Source organism: Bacillus sp. EB106-04-02-XG92, from assembly GCF_058791995.1.
On sequence record NZ_JBYTEA010000011.1, the window covers coordinates 160,113 to 181,512 of the forward strand.

The 21,400-nt window shown below is 36.2% G+C and carries 24 protein-coding genes, 2 tRNA genes and 4 riboswitches; of the genes, 3 read left to right on the forward strand and 23 right to left on the reverse strand.

The features are described from left to right. Nucleotides 1-25 precede the first annotated feature (25 nt). A complete protein-coding gene (locus AC3WVA_RS23045; RefSeq protein WP_000401391.1) occupies nt 26-487 on the reverse strand; it encodes a MarR family transcriptional regulator in 462 nt (153 codons plus the stop codon). Between the two features lie 141 nt (nt 488-628). On the opposite strand from AC3WVA_RS23045, the gene AC3WVA_RS23050 reads away from it, so the two are divergent. After that, a complete protein-coding gene (locus tag AC3WVA_RS23050; protein ID WP_141539434.1) occupies nt 629-1,810 on the forward strand; it encodes an MFS transporter in 1,182 nt (393 codons plus the stop codon). A 28-nt stretch (nt 1,811-1,838) separates the two neighbouring features. Here the strand turns inward: AC3WVA_RS23050 and kdpDN are convergent, their stop codons facing one another. From kdpDN to tenA, 18 genes are all read right to left on the reverse strand, one after another. Further along, nucleotides 1,839-2,993: a KdpD-like non-kinase potassium sensor gene (gene kdpDN, locus AC3WVA_RS23055; protein WP_098520048.1), complete on the reverse strand. Its 1,155-nt coding sequence runs from the start codon at nt 2,991-2,993 to the stop codon at nt 1,839-1,841. A 56-nt stretch (nt 2,994-3,049) separates the two neighbouring features. Next, nucleotides 3,050-3,631, reverse strand: coding sequence for a K(+)-transporting ATPase subunit C (kdpC, locus tag AC3WVA_RS23060; protein ID WP_492322195.1), 582 nt, complete (start codon nt 3,629-3,631; stop codon nt 3,050-3,052). A gap of 16 nt (nt 3,632-3,647) precedes the next feature. Next, nucleotides 3,648-5,738: a potassium-transporting ATPase subunit KdpB gene (gene kdpB, locus AC3WVA_RS23065; protein ID WP_128975808.1), complete on the reverse strand. Its 2,091-nt coding sequence runs from the start codon at nt 5,736-5,738 to the stop codon at nt 3,648-3,650. 13 nt (nt 5,739-5,751) lie between these two features. Beyond that, nucleotides 5,752-7,419 (reverse strand): potassium-transporting ATPase subunit KdpA, encoded by a 1,668-nt coding sequence (kdpA, locus tag AC3WVA_RS23070; protein WP_098346422.1) that lies wholly within the window; start codon nt 7,417-7,419, stop codon nt 5,752-5,754. Between the two features lie 19 nt (nt 7,420-7,438). Then, nucleotides 7,439-7,519, reverse strand: a complete 81-nt coding sequence (gene kdpF / locus AC3WVA_RS23075) for a K(+)-transporting ATPase subunit F (protein WP_000150656.1) — start codon at nt 7,517-7,519, stop codon at nt 7,439-7,441. Continuing rightward, the gene (locus AC3WVA_RS23080) at nt 7,516-7,620 is read right to left on the reverse strand and encodes a SipW-dependent-type signal peptide-containing protein (protein WP_000887889.1); all 105 of its coding nucleotides are present in this window, start codon (nt 7,618-7,620) and stop codon (nt 7,516-7,518) included. The genes kdpF and AC3WVA_RS23080 overlap by 4 nt, the downstream gene beginning before the upstream one ends. Nucleotides 7,621-7,719: 99 nt before the next feature. Further along, nucleotides 7,720-7,865: riboswitch (cyclic di-AMP (ydaO/yuaA leader) on the reverse strand. A 261-nt stretch (nt 7,866-8,126) separates the two neighbouring features. Then, on the reverse strand, nt 8,127-8,357 hold the full coding sequence (locus AC3WVA_RS23085; RefSeq protein WP_048526269.1) for a hypothetical protein: 231 nt from the start codon (nt 8,355-8,357) through the stop codon (nt 8,127-8,129). Between the two features lie 16 nt (nt 8,358-8,373). After that, nucleotides 8,374-8,760 carry a hypothetical protein gene (locus tag AC3WVA_RS23090; protein ID WP_048526268.1) on the reverse strand — a complete coding sequence of 129 codons (387 nt, stop codon included), beginning with the start codon at nt 8,758-8,760 and terminating at the stop codon, nt 8,374-8,376. A gap of 93 nt (nt 8,761-8,853) precedes the next feature. Beyond that, nucleotides 8,854-9,001: riboswitch (cyclic di-AMP (ydaO/yuaA leader) on the reverse strand. Between the two features lie 84 nt (nt 9,002-9,085). Continuing rightward, on the reverse strand, nt 9,086-9,907 hold the full coding sequence (gene thiD / locus AC3WVA_RS23095) for a bifunctional hydroxymethylpyrimidine kinase/phosphomethylpyrimidine kinase (protein WP_492322196.1): 822 nt from the start codon (nt 9,905-9,907) through the stop codon (nt 9,086-9,088). 6 nt (nt 9,908-9,913) lie between these two features. Continuing rightward, nucleotides 9,914-10,933, reverse strand: coding sequence for a thiazole biosynthesis adenylyltransferase ThiF (locus AC3WVA_RS23100; protein ID WP_086410960.1), 1,020 nt, complete (start codon nt 10,931-10,933; stop codon nt 9,914-9,916). Continuing rightward, nucleotides 10,926-11,696, reverse strand: a complete 771-nt coding sequence (gene thiG / locus AC3WVA_RS23105) for a thiazole synthase (protein WP_048526265.1) — start codon at nt 11,694-11,696, stop codon at nt 10,926-10,928. Before thiG ends, AC3WVA_RS23100 begins: the two co-directional genes overlap by 8 nt. 2 nt (nt 11,697-11,698) lie before the next feature. After that, entirely contained in the window at nt 11,699-11,902 is a 204-nt protein-coding gene (thiS, locus tag AC3WVA_RS23110) for a sulfur carrier protein ThiS (protein WP_001049508.1), read from the reverse strand. 15 nt (nt 11,903-11,917) lie between these two features. Then, nucleotides 11,918-13,027 (reverse strand): glycine oxidase ThiO, encoded by a 1,110-nt coding sequence (gene thiO, locus AC3WVA_RS23115; protein WP_417902676.1) that lies wholly within the window; start codon nt 13,025-13,027, stop codon nt 11,918-11,920. Continuing rightward, nucleotides 13,020-13,640, reverse strand: coding sequence for a thiazole tautomerase TenI (tenI, locus tag AC3WVA_RS23120; RefSeq protein WP_086410958.1), 621 nt, complete (start codon nt 13,638-13,640; stop codon nt 13,020-13,022). Before tenI ends, thiO begins: the two co-directional genes overlap by 8 nt. A 10-nt stretch (nt 13,641-13,650) precedes the next feature. Next, nucleotides 13,651-14,652, reverse strand: coding sequence for an ABC transporter substrate-binding protein (locus tag AC3WVA_RS23125; protein ID WP_000771335.1), 1,002 nt, complete (start codon nt 14,650-14,652; stop codon nt 13,651-13,653). Continuing rightward, the gene (locus AC3WVA_RS23130) at nt 14,649-15,401 is read right to left on the reverse strand and encodes an ABC transporter permease (RefSeq protein WP_195756243.1); all 753 of its coding nucleotides are present in this window, start codon (nt 15,399-15,401) and stop codon (nt 14,649-14,651) included. Before AC3WVA_RS23130 ends, AC3WVA_RS23125 begins: the two co-directional genes overlap by 4 nt. Further along, nucleotides 15,401-16,150, reverse strand: coding sequence for an ABC transporter ATP-binding protein (locus tag AC3WVA_RS23135; RefSeq protein ID WP_492322197.1), 750 nt, complete (start codon nt 16,148-16,150; stop codon nt 15,401-15,403). Before AC3WVA_RS23135 ends, AC3WVA_RS23130 begins: the two co-directional genes overlap by 1 nt. After that, nucleotides 16,119-16,814 carry a thiaminase II gene (gene tenA / locus AC3WVA_RS23140; protein ID WP_086410956.1) on the reverse strand — a complete coding sequence of 232 codons (696 nt, stop codon included), beginning with the start codon at nt 16,812-16,814 and terminating at the stop codon, nt 16,119-16,121. Before tenA ends, AC3WVA_RS23135 begins: the two co-directional genes overlap by 32 nt. 82 nt (nt 16,815-16,896) lie before the next feature. Beyond that, nucleotides 16,897-17,000: riboswitch (TPP riboswitch) on the reverse strand. Between the two features lie 60 nt (nt 17,001-17,060). After that, nucleotides 17,061-17,172: riboswitch (TPP riboswitch) on the reverse strand. A 269-nt stretch (nt 17,173-17,441) separates the two neighbouring features. Here tenA and AC3WVA_RS23145 point away from each other — a divergent pair. Then, nucleotides 17,442-18,602, forward strand: coding sequence for an SH3 domain-containing protein (locus tag AC3WVA_RS23145; protein ID WP_098346426.1), 1,161 nt, complete (start codon nt 17,442-17,444; stop codon nt 18,600-18,602). Nucleotides 18,603-18,607: 5 nt separating this feature from the next. After that, on the forward strand, nt 18,608-18,946 hold the full coding sequence (locus tag AC3WVA_RS23150; RefSeq protein WP_098346427.1) for a hypothetical protein: 339 nt from the start codon (nt 18,608-18,610) through the stop codon (nt 18,944-18,946). A gap of 224 nt (nt 18,947-19,170) precedes the next feature. Here AC3WVA_RS23150 and AC3WVA_RS23155 read toward each other — a convergent pair whose 3' ends face one another. The 4 genes from AC3WVA_RS23155 to AC3WVA_RS23170 form a co-directional block, all read right to left on the reverse strand. Beyond that, nucleotides 19,171-20,322, reverse strand: coding sequence for a DUF3965 domain-containing protein (locus tag AC3WVA_RS23155; RefSeq protein WP_048526257.1), 1,152 nt, complete (start codon nt 20,320-20,322; stop codon nt 19,171-19,173). A gap of 294 nt (nt 20,323-20,616) precedes the next feature. Then, nucleotides 20,617-21,036, reverse strand: a complete 420-nt coding sequence (locus AC3WVA_RS23160; protein WP_000199016.1) for a CBS domain-containing protein — start codon at nt 21,034-21,036, stop codon at nt 20,617-20,619. A gap of 131 nt (nt 21,037-21,167) precedes the next feature. Then, nucleotides 21,168-21,239: transfer RNA gene (locus AC3WVA_RS23165), tRNA-Glu, on the reverse strand. A gap of 1 nt (nt 21,240) precedes the next feature. Then, nucleotides 21,241-21,315, reverse strand: a tRNA-Asn gene (locus AC3WVA_RS23170). Between the last annotated feature and the right edge of the window lie 85 nt (nt 21,316-21,400).

The window sequence follows — 21,400 nt, forward strand, 5'->3', positions numbered from 1 at the left end:
GAAATGAAGGAGTTTTTTCTTCCAATTATATTTCCAAATGATCGGAGACATCCTTTATAAATCTTTGAATAAAATCTTGCTCTTCTTTCGTATATCTATCTAAAAGTAACAGCCACTTTTCTTCAGCTTGTTTATGCAATTTATCATGAGCTTTATATATTTCATTTCCGCTTTCCGTTAAACGGAAGAAAATTTCTTTTTGATTATCTAACATTTGCATCTTCTCAACGAATTTCTTTTGAAACAACTTTGTACAAATTTTAGAGATTGCGCCCTTCGTCATACCCATTTCTGTCGTAATAGCAGTTACATTCATCAAACCATTTTTTCCAATACACTCGATCACATGTAATTCAGATAAAGACATACCACTTATACCTGTCTCACGAAAAAATTTCTCATTTTGTTCTTTCAAATGTTCTTCTTTTTTATGTAAAAGTGTACGAATGTTCGAAAGTATTTCCATTTGTTTCGTTGTATGTTCCAATCCGTTCGCCCTCCTAAGTTTCCAAAGAAACAATTTAACTATATACCATTTTAAAATCATTTTTTTATATTTACAAGTGAGAAAAACATGTTAAAATAAATTTAGTTTCCGAGGAAACTAAATTACAAGGAGGTTAATATGATGAAAAAATCCAAACTACATTTCATTTTATACGTTGTCTGTATGAGTGCCTTACTCGGTTCCTTCTCTCAAAATATTTACACACCTATCTTACCTATGATTCAAACTTCTTTTCACACTTCTCTTTATCTAGTAAATTTAACAGTTTCACTTTTCACATTCACTCTTGCAATCATGCAGCTCATCTATGGACCTTTCATTGATACAAAAGGGAGAAAATCTGTCCTTATTCCTAGTTTGATCATTAGTACAATCGGTTCAATCGGATGCGCTTTTTCGGCGAACGTTTATTTATTTCTATTTTTTAGGACAATTCAAGCTATAGGAATAGCGGCTATACCTGTAGTCGCAGCAACGATTATTGGCGATTTATTTGAAGGAAAAGAACGAGGAGAAGCAATGAGCCTTTATCAAATGTTACTTGCTCTTGCACCTGCGATTGGCCCCCTCATTGGTGGTTATCTCGGTAGTATAAACGGCCATGTATCCGTATTTCTCTTTTTATCTATACTTGGCATTCTCTTATTAACGATAAACATTTCACTACTTCCAGAAACAAAACCAACTGTAAGTCAGCAACCGCAATCAAAAAAGAATCACTGGTTTATCTTAAAAAATAAAACTGGATTTTCTATTACTCTTATTGGCTTTATTCAATTTTGTATTTACTTTTGTTTCCTCGTTTTTTTACCGAGCATTTCAACAAATTTATTTCACTTAACTGCAAGTGAAATTGGTCTGATGTTTGTACCTATGTCCCTTGCTATTATGTTAGGAAGTTATTGCTTCAAACTTTTGCAAAAACGCCTCACAACAAAACAAGCTTTATTTATTACAAGTTTCTTCAATATTATATGTGTCACTTTATTTTCTTTCACATATAGCATCAATATTCCATTCATCATTATCGTTACATCTTTGTACGGTTTTAGCATGGGACTTTCTATGCCAACCCACACTACTTTATTAACGGAGGAATTCGTACAAGAACGCGCAACCGCTATCGGTATGTATAACTTCATCCGCTATCTCGGTATGGGAACAGGACCACTTGTAGGTGGATTTCTTGTATTTAATCAAAATTACTTTTGGATTTTCTTCTTAGGAGCAATTATGTTTCTACTCATAATCTTATATGCGATGAAAATGCTACGCTACGCTTCCCTACCATACAAAAAGTAAAATAGAGCCCCCAAAGGTCGGCTCTATTTTAAGCTCTTTGATCCGCAACGATATGAATATCAATATACTTCGTTTCTCTCATAATTTCATTTACAATCGAACCTTTTCGAATTTCTTCCCACCTTGTTCTCGCCGATTGTCCAAGTAAAATTTGCGTTACTTGCAGTCTTTTCGCCACTTCAATAATAACATCCGCTGGCTTTCTTCCGTTTGCTTCTTCTAATACAAAACTCGCATCAAATTGATTCGTTAGCGACTTCCACTCTTCAATCGTTTGCTTTTTCCCTGCTGAAAGAGAATCTATCTTTTCCCTTTCAACATTTAATACATACAATTCAGCGTTTAGCCGATCCGCCATGCGCCATCCCCGTCTTATTAATTTCTCTGCTGTTGAACTGTATTGTACACAAACGAGAATTTTTTCTTTCACGCCAATCGGCTCTATCACTGTTTGGCTAATTTTCTCGTCCATATCATCGGCAACTTCCCGAAGTGATAATTCTCTTAGTGCCCCTAAATTATTAAGCGTGAAGAAATTTTGTAAGCTTTGCTGAATTTTTTCCTCCTTATATATTTTCCCGTCTATTAATCTCTTCCGAAGTACTTCCGGCGTTGCATCGACGAGCTGAATTTCATTTGCTTTTTGTAAAATAAAATCCGGAATACGTTCTCTTACTTTTACATTTGTAATTTGAGCTACAATGTCATGAACGCTTTCTAAATGTTGAATATTAAACGCTGACAATACGGATATACCAGCCTCTAACAATTCTTGTACATCCATATAACGCTTCTTATTTTTAGAGCTGGGAATATTACTATGTGCAAGTTCATCCACTACAACTACTTGCGGCGCACGCTTTATAATTCCTTCCACATCAAGTTCATAAAATGATTTCCCTTTATACTGTATTTCTTTTAACGGAACTTTTTCTAAATCAGCAATTGCGTCTTCTGTCTCTTCTCTCCCGTGCGTTTCAATTAAACCAATTACAATATCCGTACCATCCTTTTTCATCTCTCTAGCATCAAGTAGCATTTTATAACTTTTCCCTACTCCTGGAGCTGCTCCTACATACAGCTTTAACTTCCCACGATTTTGCTGACGAATATATTCTAAATACTCTTCTGGTGTTCGCCTTTGAAAAGTTGGTTTATAGTCATCCGCATACAAAACACTCACAACCCTTCTTTCGAAACAACACTACCTCAATCCGTTAGATTGAGGTAGCACTGTTACTATTTCAGTAGTTTCTGTAATTCTAAATTTAACTTTAAGACGTTCACGCGGTTCTCTCCAAATAAGCCAAGTGCCGCACTTTCCGTTTGATCTTTAATCAACTGATTTAACGTTTCTTTCGGAATATTCGTTAATTTAGAGATGCGATCCACCTGTACAGAAGCGGCCTGTGGGCTAATGTCAGGATCTAGCCCTGAACCTGAATTCGTCACTAAATCAGTTGGTACTTCTGCCACTGGAACAGCCCGGTTTTGTTTTTTCCACTCTTCAATACTTTTCTCTACTCGTTTCTCTAAATCTGGATTAGACGGCGCATAGTTATTTGAACCAGATGCTTCTGCTTTATATTCAATACTAGAAACACGCCCATGAAAATAACGTGGATCTGTGAAATTTTGGCCAATTAATTTAGAACCAATCACTTCATTTTTATCATTATATATTAGACTTCCATCCGCATTCTCCTTCATTACTGCTTGTGCAATACCAGTAACTACAAGCGGATATACAAGGCCACACAACAGTAAAAATGTAAAAGTAATCCGGATGATTGGTGATAGTATACTTTGTTTCTTTGCCATCTTTTTCCCCTCTTCCTTATATAAACAAGCCGACAATTATATCAATTACTTTAATTCCAATGAACGGTACAATCACTCCGCCAAGCCCATAAATAAGTAGATTTCGGCCAAGTAGTGCATTCGAACTCATCGGTTTATATGCGATACCTTTCATCGCCAATGGAATGAGTAACGGAATAATAACTGCATTAAATATTAATGCTGATAAAATTGCTGACAGTGGTGATGTTAATTTCATAATGTTTAATGCTTCCATTTGCGGAATCGCAAGTGTAAACATTGCTGGAATGATTGCAAAATATTTTGCAATATCATTCGCAATACTAAACGTCGTTAACGCACCACGCGTCATTAATAATTGCTTACCGATTCCTACAACCTCAATAATTTTTGTCGGGTTCGAATCTAAATCAATCATATTCGCTGCTTCTTTCGCAGCTGTCGTCCCACTATTCATTGCTAATCCAACGTCAGCTTGCGCTAATGCCGGAGCATCATTTGTACCATCACCTGTCATCGCTACAAGTTTCCCTTTATCTTGCTCTGCTTTAATAACCGCAATTTTATCTTCTGGCTTACACTCAGCAACGAATTCATCTACTCCTGCTTCTTTTGCAATGGTTGCTGCTGTCAATGGGTTATCACCCGTACACATAACTGTTTTAATCCCCATTTGGCGTAATTGTTCAAAACGTTCACGCATACCAGGTTTTACTGTATCCTTTAAATAAATTAAACCGTAAATACGATTATTCACTGCAACTACAAGTGGTGTTCCACCCTCTTTGGAAATGAAATCTGCTTTTTGATTTACATCTTTCGGAATTGTTCCACCTTGTGACCTAACCCATTCAATCACGCTACCTACAGCACCTTTTCTCACTTTCGTTCCGTCTTGTAAATCGACACCACTCATTCTCGTTTCTGCTTTAAATGGAACAAATTCACCTTGTTCTGCAAGTGCTCTATCATATGATAAAGATTTCGTTTTTACATATTCGATAACTGATCGACCTTCTGGTGTTTCATCTAAAACAGAACTAATCGCAGCCCATCTTCCAACTTGCTCAATCGTTTCATTTCCTACAGGTAATAATGTATGAGCCATCCGATTCCCGAAAGTAATCGTACCTGTTTTATCTAAAATAATTGTATTAATATCACCCGCAGCTTCTACTGCTTTACCTGACATCGCTAACACATTAAACTTTGTCACCCGATCCATCCCAGCAATACCAATCGCTGATAATAACCCACCAATTGTCGTTGGAATTAAACAAACTAACAACGCAACAAGTACAGCTGTATCAATTTGAAACCCTAAATAATTCGTAAAAATCGGTAACGTCACAACGACGATTAAGAAAATAAGAGTTAAGCTCGTTAACACTGTATTTAAAGCAATCTCATTTGGCGTTTTTTGACGAGCAGCCCCTTCTACTAACGAAATCATTTTATCAATAAATGATTCACCAGGATTACTCGTAATAACAATCGTAATCTCATCACTGACGACCATCGTTCCGCCCGTTACGGAACAAAAATCACCGCCCGCTTCTTTTATTACAGGAGCTGATTCCCCCGTAATCGCAGATTCATCAACAGACGCTAACCCTTTTATTACTTCTCCATCACTTGGAATCATTTCTCCTTGTTTTACAATAACAACATCACCTTTTCTCAGATCAGTTGCTGAAACTTGAACAATGTCTCCATTTTCTTTTACAACATTTGCAAACACATCTTTCTTCGACTGTTTTAAAGAATCGGCTTGCGCTTTCCCCCGCCCTTCCGCTAACGCTTCTGCAAAGTTAGCAAATAAAACTGTAAATAATAGAATAAGAGAAACTGTTATATTAAACCATCCTGGTACACTACTAGAATGACTTGGAAGAAAAGATAAAATGAACGTAATGATAAATCCAATTTCTACAACGAACATAATCGGATTCTTTATCATAACTTTCGGGTTCAATTTCGCAAAGGATTGTTTCATCGCATGTGTCACGATATCACGATCCATCGTTTTCGCTTGTCTAACTTCATCTTCTACCGCATGTATGTGTGACTCATTTACTCTTTTTTCTTTTACTACTACCGGTCTCATCATTTACCCTCCATTACTTCAATGTAAGAAATTCTGCAATTGGGCCGAGTACTAACATCGGGAAGAATGTTAATGCACCGACAATTACAATTGTTCCGATGAAAATGCCGCCAAATAAACTATTGTCCGTACGGAACGTTCCGACTGTTTCTGGCACAACCGTCTTTTCTTTCAAAGAAGCTGCAACAGCTAGCATCGTAATTAAACTGAAATAGCGGCCCAAAAACATAACTAAACCAGTTGTAATATTCCAAAACGGTGTATTATCCGCTAATCCTTCAAATCCAGATCCATTATTCGCAGCTGATGATGTATATTCATATACTACTTGCGTTAAACCGTGGAAACCGGAATGAGAAATGGCATCCGTTCCTAAACTTGTTGAAAGAGCTAATGCTGAAAATCCTAAAATAAGCAGTGGATGAAATAGTATCGTTACCGCAATTAATTTCATTTCCTTACCTTCAATTTTCTTACCTAAAAACTCTGGTGTCCGTCCAACCATCAATCCTGATATAAAGACTGCGATAATCGCATACATAATAATGTTCACAAAACCTGCTCCAACACCGCCGTATACTGTATTTAACATCATATTTACGAGTGGTACTAACCCGCCAATTGGTGTTAACGTATCATGCATCGTATTAACGGCTCCTGTTTCCGCAGCTGTCGTTACTGTTGCGTAAAGGGAAGAAAATACTGTTCCGAACCTTACTTCTTTTCCTTCTGTACTTCCTTGTACATGCTGTATACCCATTCCGTTTAACGCTGGATTTCCATGTAGTTCAGATGTCGTAATCGTTATAAACCCTATTAAAAACACCATGAATAGTGAAACAAAAAGGATGCGACCTTGTTTTTTATTTCCTACCATTCGTCCGTACGTAAACGGAAGTGCTGTTGGCAATAACATCATAAGCATCATTTGCAAAATATTACTCACTTGTCCTGGATTTTCAAAAGGGTGCGTAGAGTTTGCTCCGAAAAATCCACCACCGTTATTTCCGAGTTCCTTAATGGCTACGAATGATGCAACAGGCCCGCGTAAAATACTTTGTTTTGCGCCATCAATCGTTTGTGCCGTAACGGCACCGTCTAACGTTTGTGGTACACCAAGTGCGACAAAGACTAGTGCTGCAATACATGCGATAGGAAGAAATACTCTCGTTAATGCTCTCGTAAAATCAACGAAAAAGTTACCAAGTTCTTTTCCAGCGAGCCCTCTTATAAATGCCATAACCAGTGCTAACGTCGTTGCCGGTGCTGCAAACATTAAAAATGTAATTCCGATTAATTGTGATAAATAAGATAAGCCATTTTCACCGCTATAATGCTGTAAATTTGTATCAGCCATAAAACTAATCGCTGTATTAAAAGCGAGCGTAGGCTCCATTCCTTCAATGTTTGCTGGATTTAATGGCAATACTCCTTGCAATCTGAAAATGAAATATACGACAAAGATCATAAACCCATTTAATAAAACTAATGATAGTGCGTATTGTTTCCACGTTTGATTGTATTCTTTCACACCTGTAATTTTAAAAATGAATTTTTCAAAAGGCCCGAATACTTTATCTAGCTTTTTACTACCTTGAAAAGCTTTCTCTAAATAAATTCCCGTTGGCTTTGCCACAAGAATAAACAACAGCATTGTAATAACAACTGCGACCCAGATCATAATGAATGACTCCCCCTAATTAAAACTTTTCCGGATTTAATAATGCATACACTAAGTACACCGTAATTGCTGCAACAATAACCGATAAGGCAATCGTCATGATTGCTTCCCTTCTTTCACAACTTTATCTGACCAACTTGCAAGACTTGCCATCGATGCGACTAACACAACAAAAATTCCGATCATTACAACATCTAACATAGCTATCCCTCACTTAATTTTGTAAAATTTTACCATTAAAATATTAAAAAAGAACACTGAGCTCTACTCAGTGTTCAAAAAATGAACAACAAAAAGTAAACCTCCTCTCTAAACGCTTACGAGGTTAGCTGTCGGATTCGGGCCTAAAGAGTAGCCCTACTTTCAAAACTGAAAGATTCACCCCAAGTGACGATGCACAAAATTGGTTCCCCCGCTCCATTTCTGGAACTCAGCGATTTTAGGTTTTTTTGGAAATTTTATGAATGATTTATGAGAGTAAATATACTCCTCTATTTTTCACTTGTAAAGAGGCAAATTACTGAAAATAAGAAAATATCATCTTATTTAAACGCTTACATTAGGTATTATTAATATTCTTTCGTCTATTTTCTCGTCTTTTCTTTCTTTTTCACAGAAATGATCTTTTAAATACGAAATAAAAAGAGCGAATGACATGAAGTGCATAGCTTGTGGCACTTCGCATTCGCTCTTTTTTCATTCCCTATTTATTCTCCACGCAAAAACGCGCGTAAATTTCTCCCACGAATATAAACTTGTGACAATTCTGCATGTAATTGCTCATATTCGATAACATCTGTTTTTAAATATAAAGCGTCTTTTGATGGCAATATAATATAGGGCCTTGGAAAAATAGGATCAAGCACCACCAACTCTTGAACTCGATCTACTGATACCGCCCAACGATTCGCTATATCTCCTAATAACAAAACCTTCATCTTCTTTTCCCCCACCCTATTCAAAAAATAAAAAAGAAATATTATCACAATTCGTAAACACGACAAATGTAGCTCCAATTGTTTCATAGAGCCTCGCTGGATATCGTTTATTCCTTGTAACAACAGTGATAGGTGCTTGAAAAGAAAAGCGAATATGTTCTGTAAAGAAGCTAACAATTGGAAGCTCATCACCTAGTAAAATCACCTTCTTAATACACTCACAAATACTAGTAAAATCCTGCTCCTTACTACAACTATACGTCCAATCAAACCCGCAATTTCTAACTTCAGCCGCTACCTCTTCATTTGCTGTAAAAATAATTAACTCATGTTGAAATGCTACTAAATCTCTTAAACTATTTACCTTACTTTCTTCTCCAACACAAATAAGTGTTAATTCCATGTACCTCATCCTCCTTAGCATAAAAGAACTCAAACATAGATTGATATTCCCCTATACTAATCAGATTGATGAAGTGATGTATCCATCATGGCACCGTCCTCTCTCAAGACGCTTACGAAGTTAGCTGTCGGATTCGGACTTTGAGAGTAGCCCTACTTTCAAAATTGAAAGATTCACCCCTAGTGACACTGCACAAATTGGTTCCTCCGCTCCATATAATTGGACTCAGCGTATTACAAAAAATATATTCTGGCTGATATATTACTCTTGTATTTGGAAAAAGTAAACAGAAAAAAAGCCAGTTATATAACTGACTTTTTTCTACTTATACATGCGCTTTATTCAATTTATATGCAAAATGATTCGTCGGTCCATGACCACTTCCAATATTTAATGGCTCTTCAATTGCTATACTAATAAATTGTTTTGCTTCTAGAACTGCCTCTTCAATTGAGTATCCTTTCGAAAGTCCTGCTGTAACCGCTGAAGCAAATGTACATCCGCTTCCATGTGTTTGCTTTGAAGGAATTCGTTCGCTTTTAAATTCCATAAACCGCTCACCATCAAAGAGTAAATCAACTACTTCATTACCTTGATACTCTGCATGTCCGCCCTTCATAAGCACATATTTTGCACCTAATTCATGCAGTGCTTTGGCCGCTTCCTTACTATCTTCAATATTATGAATCTCCATTCCCGTTAACACTTCTGCCTCAGGAACATTCGGTGTTACAACGGTTGCTACTGGTAATAAATATTCTTTTAATGCTTGTACTGCTTCTTGTTGTAATAATGATGCACCGCCCTTAGCAATCATAACAGGGTCTAGTACAATATTATTCCAGCCAAATTTATTAATATGTTCTGCTACAATTTGAATAATTTCGCTGCTAAATAACATTCCTAGTTTCACAGCATCTGGTCTTAAATCCGTACCAATTGAATTCAGCTGTTCCGTAATACCTTCTAACGAAACTGGATATACCCCTTGAACGCCAAGCGTGTTTTGAGCAGTAATTGCCGTAATAGCCGTCATCCCGTACACACCAAGCTCTTGGAATGTTTTTAAATCTGCTTGGATACCAGCACCGCCGCCACTATCAGATCCTGCAATTGTTAAAGCTTTATTTACTTTCATCCCACTCATCCTTTTCTATCCAAAATAGCGATGATAAATTGTTTTTGCTTCGCTTATATCTTTCGTTCCATGTACAAGTACACGACCATCTTTAAAAGCAACTAATCTCTTTTCTTCCACAGAAAATGATAATAAATATGGGTTTACATTTAAATCATTCACACGATCATGCAATAGCTCTTTATATCGTTCAAAATCCATTTCCTCTTTATGAGGTGGCCTAATTTGAACTGTATTTCTCCCGCATAACACTGCTGTTTTCGATATATTTTCTTTATTTAAATACGGATACAATGCATTCTCTCCGCACGAAGGACAATGGTGTTTACGAAGCTTTTGCACATTCATACATGAATATTCATTCTTCCATACATCAAACGATACAAGTCCATCTCGAAGCGATTCGTAATCTTCTACTAACAGTTTAAGAGCTTCCGTTACTTGATGAGAAACGACGAGAGATACAGCAGGTGATATAATCCCCGCTGTATCACATGTCGCCCCGCCAAGCGGAATTGATTGTAGTAAACATGATAAACATGGCGTTTTACTAGGAAGAATTGTGTAAGAAAGGCCGTAACTCCCTACACATGCTCCGTAAATCCATGGGATAGAATATTTTTGTGCTATATCATTTACAATGAAACGCGTTTCAAAATTATCAGTTGCATCAATAATTACATTAACGTTTGTAACGAGTTCTTCTAATTCTTCAGCTGTTACGTCTTGAACGAGAGCTTCTACTCTTACTTCACGATTAATCTCTTCTAGACGTTTCTTTGCCGCTACAGCCTTCGGAAGATTATTTTCCACATCACTCTCTGCATACAATTGCTGCCTTTGTAAATTACTCCAATCGACATAATCCCGGTCAACAATCGTTACTGCGCCTACACCAGCTCTTACAAACATCTCTGCATTTGCACTACCTAATGCACCTGCACCGATAATGAGTACATGCTTTTCTCTTATCTTTCGTTGCCCTTCTTCCCCAATTGGAGAAAATAGTTCTTGGCGAGAATATCGATTATTCAACTACACTCATTCCTTCTAAAGGACTACTTGCTGTTGCACAACGTTTACGTGCAATACGACCTGCCTCAAATCCTAAACGGCCTGCCTCAATACCTAATTTCATTGCGGATGCCATTTTAATAGGATCCTTTGCTCCTGACACAGCAGTATTTAATAACACACCATCCGCTCCTAATTCCATAGCAAATGCTGCATCAGCTGGACTACCAATACCAGCATCAACGATAACTGGTACTGTCGCTTGTTCTATAATGAAGCTTAAATTTAACGGATTTACAATACCAAGCCCTGATCCAATCGGTGATGCTCCTGGCATAATTGCATGCACACCTAGTTCTTGTAATTTACGTGCTAATACAACATCATCAGATGTATATGGAAGTACGATAAATCCTTCCTCTAATAACATTTCAGATGCTCTCAATGTTTCTACCGGATCAGGTAATAACGTTCTATCATCACCTATAACTTCTACTTTAATCATGTCGCAAAGCCCTGAAGCTTTTGCTAATTTTGCAATACGAACAGCTTCTTCAGCATTTTTTGCTCCAGCTGTATTCGGTAATAACTTATATTTTTTTACATCAAGTTTCTCTAATAAATTAGGCTGCTTTGCATCGAATATATCCATACGACGTACTGCGAACGTTAAAACCTCAGCCTCAGATACATCAATTGCCTTTTGCTGTACATCAAAATCAGGAAATTTTCCCGTTCCTAATAAAAGTCTAGAATGAAATGAAAATGGTCCAATGTTTAACATAATCAACCGCCTCCTACGAAAGTTACAATCTCAATTTGGTCTCCATCAAAAACAGATGTATCTGTATGATCATCTTTTTGTAAAATATCTTTATTACGCTCTACTACAACAATTCTGTTTTCCAACTCTAAATGTGTAAGTAGCTCAGCTACTGTTTTTACACTCTCTGGCACTTCAATTTGATTACCATTAATTTTTAAATTCAAACTTTCATCCCCTTTCTAAACTGTTTTAGAAAGCAATAAATCTAGCAAGTGATTCTCCTGCTTTCCTTCTATTAAATCCGCCATATACTGACCAGAAACAGGGCTTAATAAAATACCGTTTCGATAATGGCCCGTACAAGCATATAAACCTTTTATTTCTTCATGCTCTCCCATATAAGGAGCTTCGTGATTCGATTGTGGCCTTAACCCTGCCCATGCGCTTTCCCACTCTGCTTCTTTTAAAGCTGGCAATATCGTATACGCGCGCTCTAATATAGAAGTAATACTTTCTGGCTGCACAGTTTTATAAAACGTATGAGGCTTCATCGTTGCTCCAATTACGTAACGTCCGCCGCGCTTTGGTGCAATATAAAATCTTTCTTGGAAAATAGGCGCCTTTAAAAGTGGTTTTCTACTTCTTACCGCTACTACTTCTCCTTTAACTGGATATGTACCCCATTCGCGGTGAAAATAACCTAGTAACTTCGTACTCCATGAGCCACCCGCAATAACCACTTTCTCGCAAGTGATACTACCTTCGCTTGTCACAATTCCAGTCACTTTATTATTTTCAATACGAATATCAAACACTTCTGTCTGTTCATATATATCAGCGCCCGAAAATGATGCGGAATGTGCGAATGCTTTTGTAAGCTCTGGTGCAATAACATGACCATCTTTTGGATAATATACAGCCCCTATAATTGACTCAGATAGATACGGCTCTTTCTCTCGTAAACGATCTCCCGTTAAAAAGTAAGATTCTTCACCTGTTTTCTGCTGCCAATCCATAATGTGAAGAATTCTTTCCTTCTCATCTTCATTTTGAGCAATGCGATAAATGCCTTTCTCTTCATACCCAATATCGATTCCTGTTTTTTCACGTAAAACTTCTGCAAGTTGTGGAAATATAGCACGGCTTTCTCTAGCAAGTTCAAATAGCGGATCATATTCATCCCATTCTGCCTGAACCCCAAGTAAACCAGCAGCTGCTTTCGAGGCTTCAGATGCAATTCTTTGCTTCTCTACAATCGCTACTTTATATCCTCTTTCTGCTAGAAAATGTGCAACTGAACTACCAATTACACCACCGCCAATTATCGCTACATCATACTTCTTACACATGTTTTTCCGCCCACTTTCTTATTGATTCCTTATAAGATTTCGCTTTGCTATACGGGTTACTACTACTTATAATCCCAGACATAACAGCAATCCCACTGACGCCGTTAGTAAGAACATCTACAGCGTTTTCCGGATTGATTCCTCCAATCGCTGTAATCGGTATGGATAAACACTTTGCAATGTCTGCAATTTCTTCAAGCCCTCTCGCTGGCACACCTTTTTTACAATCTGTCGGAAATACATGACCATAGACAAGTGAATCCGCTCCATTCTTAAATGCATCAATCGCCTCTTCTAAAGAATGCACAGAATAACCGACATGCAAATAAGAAAACTTTTCTTTCACTGACCTTACATCTGCGCTTCGATATCCTAGCTGCACGCGCGGAATGTTTAATAAAATAGCAATATCAATTCGATCATTTATCACTATTTTCGATGCAGGAAAGCCTTTCTTCAAAAGACTTTCCACACCTTCATACAATTCCTTCGTACTTTTCTCACGCTCACGAATATGCAAATAATCAATTTCACTTTCAATTTGCATCGCTACATTCACTAACTCTTCGAATGACATGTGACCATTTGAGATTACATGAAGCTCATTTCTCATATTCATTCGCCTACTTTAAAATGTTTTCGAATAACTCATCGGCTGGAACAATTTCTTTCGTCATTCCTTTATCTTTCAGCCATTTATTTTGTTTCTCCCATGATTCTTTTGAATCTGATAAAAATGGCTCATCTTTCGTTTCCATCTTCTCTAATAAAATTTTCATACTTTCTTTTTCAACTTCTGGTACAAGCGGGAAGTTTTCTTTTTCTTGATGATTTAATAAAATATTTAATGCTTCATCTGGATTTTTCTTCATGAAATCATAGCCTTTTTTCGTACCACGTAAGAAAGCTTGCAACGCTTCTTTATCTTTCTTCAACGTTTTATCACCTGTTACAAATACAAGCTCATGATAATTCGGTACACCATAATCTGCTGGATTAAAGTATGCTGGCTCATGACCTTCATGACGCATAACAGGTACTTCATGGTTAATGTATGCCCCTGTTACCGCATCCACTTTTTTCGTAATTAATGCTGGTACTAAATCAAAGCCAACATCAACTACTTTCACTGTATCTGGATTACCACCAGCCTCTTTTACCATCGTTTTTAAATACATCTCACTTAAAGGTGTTCCAGAATATCCAACTGTTTTCCCCTCTAAATCTTTTGGCGATTGAATGCCTGCTGACTTCAGCGATACAACATGATTTAATGGTGAACGTACGACAGCTCCAATTGATTTCACTGGAATTTGTTCATTTGCTTTTGCCATGACAACATCTGGCTGATAATATAAACCAACCGTTACTTTTCCTGCAGCTGCTAAAGTTAATGGATCAGTCGGATTAGAAGGGAATTTAATATTCACCTTTACCCCTTCTTCTTTAAAGTAGCCTTTTTCAATTGCTGCATAAATAAAGCTATGTACCGCATTTGGGTACCAATCAAGCATGACCGTTATTTCCTTTTCTTTTTTACTCTTATCTGATGCTGAATTACTAGAACATCCAGCAATCATTGCAACTAATAATGTAAACACAAAGATGCGTTTTAATAATTTCATGAATGCTTCCTCCAACTAATGAATTTCTTTTCTAATATCGAAATAAGTATGACGAAGAAAATAGCTAGTAATGATAACAATACAATGGGTGCAAATACACCTGCTCCGTCTAACTGTGTCATCATTCTTTTACTGAAATATCCTAACCCAGCTTGTGCACCGAGCCACTCGCCAATTGCTGCCCCAATTACACTAAGCGGAACTGCAATTTTTAAAGCTGAGAAAAAATAAGGAAGAGCAGACGGCAATTTTAATTTAAGAAAAACATCTTTTTTCGTTGCCCCGTACGTAACTAAAAGCTCTTCCCATTCTTTTTTCGTACTGCGTAGACCATCATACGTATTGACCGCAATTGGGAAAAACGTAATTAAAACCGTAACAATGACCTTACTCCAAATCGTATATCCAAACCATAAAACGAAGAGCGGAGCAAGCGCTGTAATAGGAATCGTTTGTGAAGCCACTAATAATGGATAAAATGCTCTCTCCATCCAATTACTCGCGTTCATTAACATCGCTAGCCCTACCCCAAGTACGATAGAAATAGCCACCCCTATTAAAACGACATATAATGTTGCCGGCAAGTGAACCATAAATAATATATCTTTTAGTTTCCATATCTTCATTACAATTGCAGACGGTGACGGTAAAATGTACATTTCATCTACAATTCTTGCGCCAATTTCCCACATGACAAGTAAAATACTAGAAAGTGTAAGCGCAGGTAATAACTCCTTCAACCGGTTCATCATACGAGTACCTGCCTTTGTAACATACTAAGAAGCTCATCTTTAAGCGCTAACACTTCAGGCTTATATAAATCTTTTCTTGTTCGATTATGATCAAGCGGTACAATCCTCTCGGTTAAAGTAGTTATCGGTTGCTGCTCTACTCCTAAAATTCGAGTAGAAAGAAACAATGCTTCTTCCACATCATGAGTGATAAATAAAATTGTTTTTTCCCACTCTTTCCATTGTTCAAACAGCCATTCTTGCAAAGATGCCTTCGTTAAAGCATCCAACGCGCTAAACGGTTCATCTAACAACAATATCTCCCCGCCCGTTAATAAAGTTCGAATAAAGGATACACGTTGTCTCATACCACCAGATAAATCTTTCGGATATTTTGTCTCATACCCTTGTAAGCCAAATTTATGCAATAGTTCCTTCGCCTTTATTTGTGCTTCTTTCTTCTGTACACCTTGGCACTCTAACGGCAGGGCAGCATTCTCAATAATCGTTCTCCACGGCAGGAGCATATCTTTTTGGGGCATATATCCTACAGAATGGCTCTTTGTTTCTGTCAGCTCTATCTGTCCCGTACTTGCTTCTTCTAAACCTGTAATAAGGCGAAATAAAGTACTTTTCCCGCATCCACTCGGTCCGATAATACTTACAAACTCTTTATCTTGTATAGAAGCATTTAATTCATTGATGATTGGCTTCTCATCATAATGAAAAGAAACATTATGAAACTGTAGTATGTTCTTGCTCCTCAAATCCCCACATCTCCTTACGGTAGGACATATCCCAGAATAAATATTCAAATCGACTGGAATATAGGAAAATCTCCTCTAATCGATCTAGCTCTTTGTCAGACTTTCCAACTGCCATTTCATTTAATAAATCTATTAACCAAACACAAAGATTGCCATATTCTTCAGAACTATAGCCTTGAATCCACTCACCAAAGAACTCATGATCTCTTGCTCCAGGAATATCATTTAAACGCTTTCCAATTTCCCAGTAGCTCCACATACATGGCAGAAGTGCTGCTATTAATTCCGCAAGTGTGCCATTTTGAGATACAGACATCATGTAATTTGTATAAGCTAAATTTTTAGCAGATGGCTTTGCAGACTCTATCTCCTCTATAGAAATTCCAAGTCTTTTTGCATATTGTTTATGAATTGTCATTTCTCCATTTAATATCCCATCAATTTGTTCAGCAAATTTCCCCATTACTTGTGGATTCGTTGCCTTTACAACACCGATGGCATATAGCTTTGCATAATCTAACAAATATAAATAATCTTGAATAATGTAATATTGAAACTTATCTTTTTCTAACGTGCCATCTCCCATACCTACAACAAATGGATGATTATGACTCATCTCCCAAACTGGTTGTACAGTTTCTAACAATCTATCGCAAAATTTCATTTCCCTATCCCCTTCCGGTATGTGTATATAAATAAAAAACCACTTCTAAATAAGAAGTGGTTACAGCAAATAAAATTATAATTTATTCGTTGTTCCACTTCCCTTCGCTAGTATTACCTAGATCAGGTGTTATAAGGGTTAAGGATTATTCCTCTCTCAGCACAACAAGCACCCCTAGTGGTTTCAATATGAAATTTTTAAACAAAAAAGCCCCGTTTCTATACGCAAAGAAACGGGGACTTATTATTAGTGTCCGAATTGCTTCCCTACGCTAGCATAATCTAGATCAGGTAATAAAAAGGATCAAAGGCTTACGGCCTACTCTCAGCTGGCAACACCAGCTCTCCTAGCAAACTATGAAATTAACACTGTCAGTATAACACCGTAATAAGACATCATCAACTGTTTTAATTTTCTCAATTGTCAACAAAATAAAGAAACCATATAATACTTATATTCTATGTTAGAAATTATTATCCTAATTAATTGGATAAAAAGGAATCATTATCCTCAAAAAATTTATTTTTATATTGATTTCATATTACATTTATGTGAATAAACCCACTATATTATATCTTTATACTATAATAAAATTACAACTATACAACTAGAGGAGGTCTCTATTATATGAATATGAAAGCTACTGCTTTAACAGCAACTACTGTCGCAATTGCTTCTTTACTTCCTTCTATGGGAGAAACAAATGTACAAACAGCCAACGCTGAACAATTATCTAATGTGAAAACTGGATATGTAAAAGTTGATCAAGTAGCCTTACATACAAAAGATAACGCAAATAGCTCATCAATTGATACAATTCGCTTTAATACGAAAGTGAACATACTTGAAACAACTAATGGTTGGTATAAAGTGTCTGTTAATAATAAAGTAGGTTACGTACAAAAAAATTCTATTCTACTAAAAAACAAACTTCAATCTAATAATCAATATATCGTTAATGCCAATGCATTAAACGTTCGTTCTGAACCTAATTTAGAATCTTCAATTTTAGATGTATTACCAAATGGGAAATTCGTTACCATTGAAGAAGAACAAGGCGAGTGGTATAAAATTTTACATAATGGCAAAACAGGTTATGTACAAAAAGCATTCGTTTCTAATGGTTCACAGGCTTTAGTGAAAGGCATCACAGTTCAAAATAATACGAAATACACAGTTGCAACACCTAAACTTAATGTACGTAGCAACGCTAGTACAAGTAGTGCACTGCTTGGTTCATTACAAAATGGTACACAATTACAAGTAGTAGAAACTGTAGGAACTTGGTATAAAATTCGTTTTGGTACAGGGTACGGATATGTCGCAAAACATTATGTGGTGCAAAACCAAACGCAATCACAAGCTCAAACGGTTCAACCTACTTCCATTCCAGCAGTTTTCAAATTCCCTACACAAGGAAAAATTAGCTCAACCTTTGATATGCGCTGGGAACAAATGCATTATGGTATAGATATTGCAGCTCCAGGTAACGTCTCTATCCAAGCGGCGGCGGCAGGTAAAGTTGTGAAATCATATTATTCAGCTAGCTATGGCAATGTTGTGTTCATCGCCCATCAAATAAACGGGAAATTATATACAACAGTCTATGCTCACATGAAAGATCGCACTGTACAAGCTGGTGATCAAGTACAAACTGGACAATTAGTAGGTCATATGGGAAACACAGGTCATTCATACGGGCAACATCTTCATTTTGAATTACACAATGGAGAATGGAATTTTGAAAAAACAAATGCAGTAAACCCACTGCCATATTTAGTTAGGTAAATTGTATGCCACGCAATATCAATATATCTCTCTTAATTGAATACTTAGCCTTTTTAGGTTTAATCTGTTGTTTAATCATTTACAATACAAATACTGTATTTCTGTCTATTATCATTGCTTTTGTTGCTTTAGAAATTATGATGGAATCTTTTCAAGTTCAACTAAAACAAAAAATTGCCCATATTTATAATGCCATCTTTCTATTAAGTGCCCTAATAGCAAATATTATTAGTAATGGTTTTTATTTATCTACCGTATTTCCTGTATTTTTTATGGCTGTTTTATTATTTATAGCTAGATACATTCATGTTCCTAATAACAAAAAACACGAACACGAGGCTTAGAAAGAGGAGACACTGTGTATCAATCTTTCAAAGATAATCCGCTAAAATATATATTGAATTTATACAAAAAGACAAATACTTTTTTTGGTATACAAGAAAGCTATATGGCACAATTTCTCCTTTATGGAATGTTATTTCTCGTCTTAATTACATTCTCCTTGCTTTACTAATAAAAAAAGGATCTCACAATTGAGATCCTTTTTAATTTATATAGAAAATGCTCTTTATCCGCAAGCATATTTTTCATAAATAAAACTAAGATTATATTTTTTCTCTAAGCTCATTCTTTGTTCATCATCACACCAATAGAACAGAATATCATGAATCGTTGCATAACGCTTATTTTTAAGAAATAGTTTAAAGAATGATGGTAAACAATCATGTAATTGTATAAATATATAATTGCGTAATATTTCTTCTTTATATTCAATGCCCTTGCAAATATACAATAATTCTTCACAATAATACGCATGTTGTGGAACTTGAATCATTTCGAAAAATGGCACATATGATAATAGTTTTCCGATGAAATGATCATATCGATCCATTATTCCTATCGTCATGTGCTCCATCATATCTTTCATTACATATAGATAATCATCTACATGAGTAGTCTTGAGTGGGTCTAATCGATCTGAAATTTGAGAAAGTACAGCTCTTTGACAAGCTAACACCGCTTGACTAGGTCCATAGTATGATAGGAAGTCTGTACACTTACGATATTTTCGTAATAAATCATGTGTATATAAGTCATATACAAAAGTATTACAATACATTGCTAGACTCATCATATCACTATTTAATTGCTCTTTTGATAGAGATTTAGCTCTCTTACACATATAAAAGAATGTAAATTCTAATACTTCTTTATGGGATAATAGATGTTTACAGTCCATTATACATTTCTCATTAAATTTAACTCTATCCCAAATTTCTACATCTTCATCAGTTAATTCACCAATACGATATTTAATAATTAAATAGTTTAAAGCAACCGCTTGTGTCAAAAGATCCCACGTTTCATATTCCAATGAAGTGTGAACAAACTCAGCTAGGCCTTGATTTACCATAAAAGTATTCGCTTCTTCATACCAGCCAATCTCTTGGCATAAACGAAGAATACGTACTAAAGTTGGAATTTCATCTTTATGAAACTGTGGTAAATTTTTTGCTTTATCCATTCCATATACGATAAATGCCGCTAAATTTTCTTCTTTATAAAATTCTTTTTCTTTCCACACTAATATAGTTCTTTCTTTCCCTTCACCTTTTGGATGACAAGGTACAAGTAAAGAAAATAATTCAGCGAAATTATTTGGTTCTATATATGTATCTGTAACCAAATTCCAATTTGGATCGCGCTGTATAGCCCTCATATAATTCCCCTTCCCTTTTGTCTACATAGGAAATATTAATCCATTATTACATCATTAATAATAAATATTGTTATATTCGAAATCCCTCATAATACTTATATCTATCAGTATATCATTTTTTCTCTTATTTAAAATTAGGAATGACAAATTTAAATAAACTGTCGAAATTACTAACTGTATACTTATTATATAATGGCTCAGATACATCATGCTAACATATTAGCTTAACCCTATATACTAGAATAATGTATCTGATTTTTATACGTAACTTATTCCACTAATTAAAGTCTCACTTCATTCTGTATGCTCTGATATTTCACTTAAAGCAAATCCCGCTTGATCATCTGCCGATTCTTTTATAGCTAAATCTCCTAGTGCTAACATTCCAACGAGTTGACCACTCTCAACTACTGGCAATCGTCTAATTTGATACTGTGCCATTAACTCTGTAGCCTTTTCAATAGGATCATCTGGAGAAACTGAAACAATGTTTGTTGTCATTACATTTGTAATTTTATTAGATCCAGGATGTTTTTCAGCAATCCCTCGAACAACTAAATCACGATCCGTAACAAGACCAACAACTTGTTCATTTTCAACAACCGGGATCAATCCAATCGATTCTTCTTTCATCTTTACAGCGGCTTCATATACATTGTCTAACGGTGTACACTGTACAATATGAGTGCTCATCAAGTCTCTCACTCGTGTCATTTGTATCTCCTCCTTTTTATACATACCATAGCTTTTCCTAAATCCCTTTATTTATTTCAGGAAAATCAGTTGATAAAGGAGAATGAACGCACAATAAAAAAGAGTCAGCAATATGCTGACTCTTTTTTTTATGACCCGTACGGGATTCGAACCCGTGTTACCGCCGTGAAAGGGCGGTGTCTTAACCACTTGACCAACGGGCCATGGCTCCGCAGGTAGGACTCGAACCTACGACCGATCGGTTAACAGCCGATAGCTCTACCACTGAGCTACTGCGGAATAATATATATGGTGGGCCTAAATGGACTCGAACCATCGACCTCACGCTTATCAGGCGTGCGCTCTAACCAGCTGAGCTATAGGC

Excerpts from the sequence above, each read along its gene's own strand:
- AC3WVA_RS23050 (WP_141539434.1), top strand. The coding sequence starts at position 629 with ATGAAAAAATCCAAACTACATTTCATTTTATACGTTGTCTGTATGAGT.
- kdpC (WP_492322195.1), bottom strand. The coding sequence starts at position 3,631 with ATGGCAAAGAAACAAAGTATACTATCACCAATCATCCGGATTACTTTT.
- kdpB (WP_128975808.1), bottom strand. The coding sequence starts at position 5,738 with ATGAGACCGGTAGTAGTAAAAGAAAAAAGAGTAAATGAGTCACACATA.
- kdpA (WP_098346422.1), bottom strand. The coding sequence starts at position 7,419 with ATGATCTGGGTCGCAGTTGTTATTACAATGCTGTTGTTTATTCTTGTG.
- kdpF (WP_000150656.1), bottom strand. The coding sequence starts at position 7,519 with ATGACGATTGCCTTATCGGTTATTGTTGCAGCAATTACGGTGTACTTA.
- AC3WVA_RS23080 (WP_000887889.1), bottom strand. The coding sequence starts at position 7,620 with ATGTTAGATGTTGTAATGATCGGAATTTTTGTTGTGTTAGTCGCATCG.
- AC3WVA_RS23085 (WP_048526269.1), bottom strand. The coding sequence starts at position 8,357 with ATGAAGGTTTTGTTATTAGGAGATATAGCGAATCGTTGGGCGGTATCA.
- AC3WVA_RS23090 (WP_048526268.1), bottom strand. The coding sequence starts at position 8,760 with ATGGAATTAACACTTATTTGTGTTGGAGAAGAAAGTAAGGTAAATAGT.
- thiD (WP_492322196.1), bottom strand. The coding sequence starts at position 9,907 with ATGAGTGGGATGAAAGTAAATAAAGCTTTAACAATTGCAGGATCTGAT.
- thiG (WP_048526265.1), bottom strand. The coding sequence starts at position 11,696 with ATGTTAAACATTGGACCATTTTCATTTCATTCTAGACTTTTATTAGGA.
- thiO (WP_417902676.1), bottom strand. The coding sequence starts at position 13,027 with ATGTGTAAGAAGTATGATGTAGCGATAATTGGCGGTGGTGTAATTGGT.
- tenI (WP_086410958.1), bottom strand. The coding sequence starts at position 13,640 with ATGAGAAATGAGCTTCATGTAATCTCAAATGGTCACATGTCATTCGAA.
- AC3WVA_RS23125 (WP_000771335.1), bottom strand. The coding sequence starts at position 14,652 with ATGAAATTATTAAAACGCATCTTTGTGTTTACATTATTAGTTGCAATG.
- AC3WVA_RS23130 (WP_195756243.1), bottom strand. The coding sequence starts at position 15,401 with ATGAACCGGTTGAAGGAGTTATTACCTGCGCTTACACTTTCTAGTATT.
- tenA (WP_086410956.1), bottom strand. The coding sequence starts at position 16,814 with ATGAAATTTTGCGATAGATTGTTAGAAACTGTACAACCAGTTTGGGAG.
- AC3WVA_RS23145 (WP_098346426.1), top strand. The coding sequence starts at position 17,442 with ATGAATATGAAAGCTACTGCTTTAACAGCAACTACTGTCGCAATTGCT.
- AC3WVA_RS23150 (WP_098346427.1), top strand. The coding sequence starts at position 18,608 with ATGCCACGCAATATCAATATATCTCTCTTAATTGAATACTTAGCCTTT.
- AC3WVA_RS23155 (WP_048526257.1), bottom strand. The coding sequence starts at position 20,322 with ATGAGGGCTATACAGCGCGATCCAAATTGGAATTTGGTTACAGATACA.
- AC3WVA_RS23160 (WP_000199016.1), bottom strand. The coding sequence starts at position 21,036 with ATGACACGAGTGAGAGACTTGATGAGCACTCATATTGTACAGTGTACA.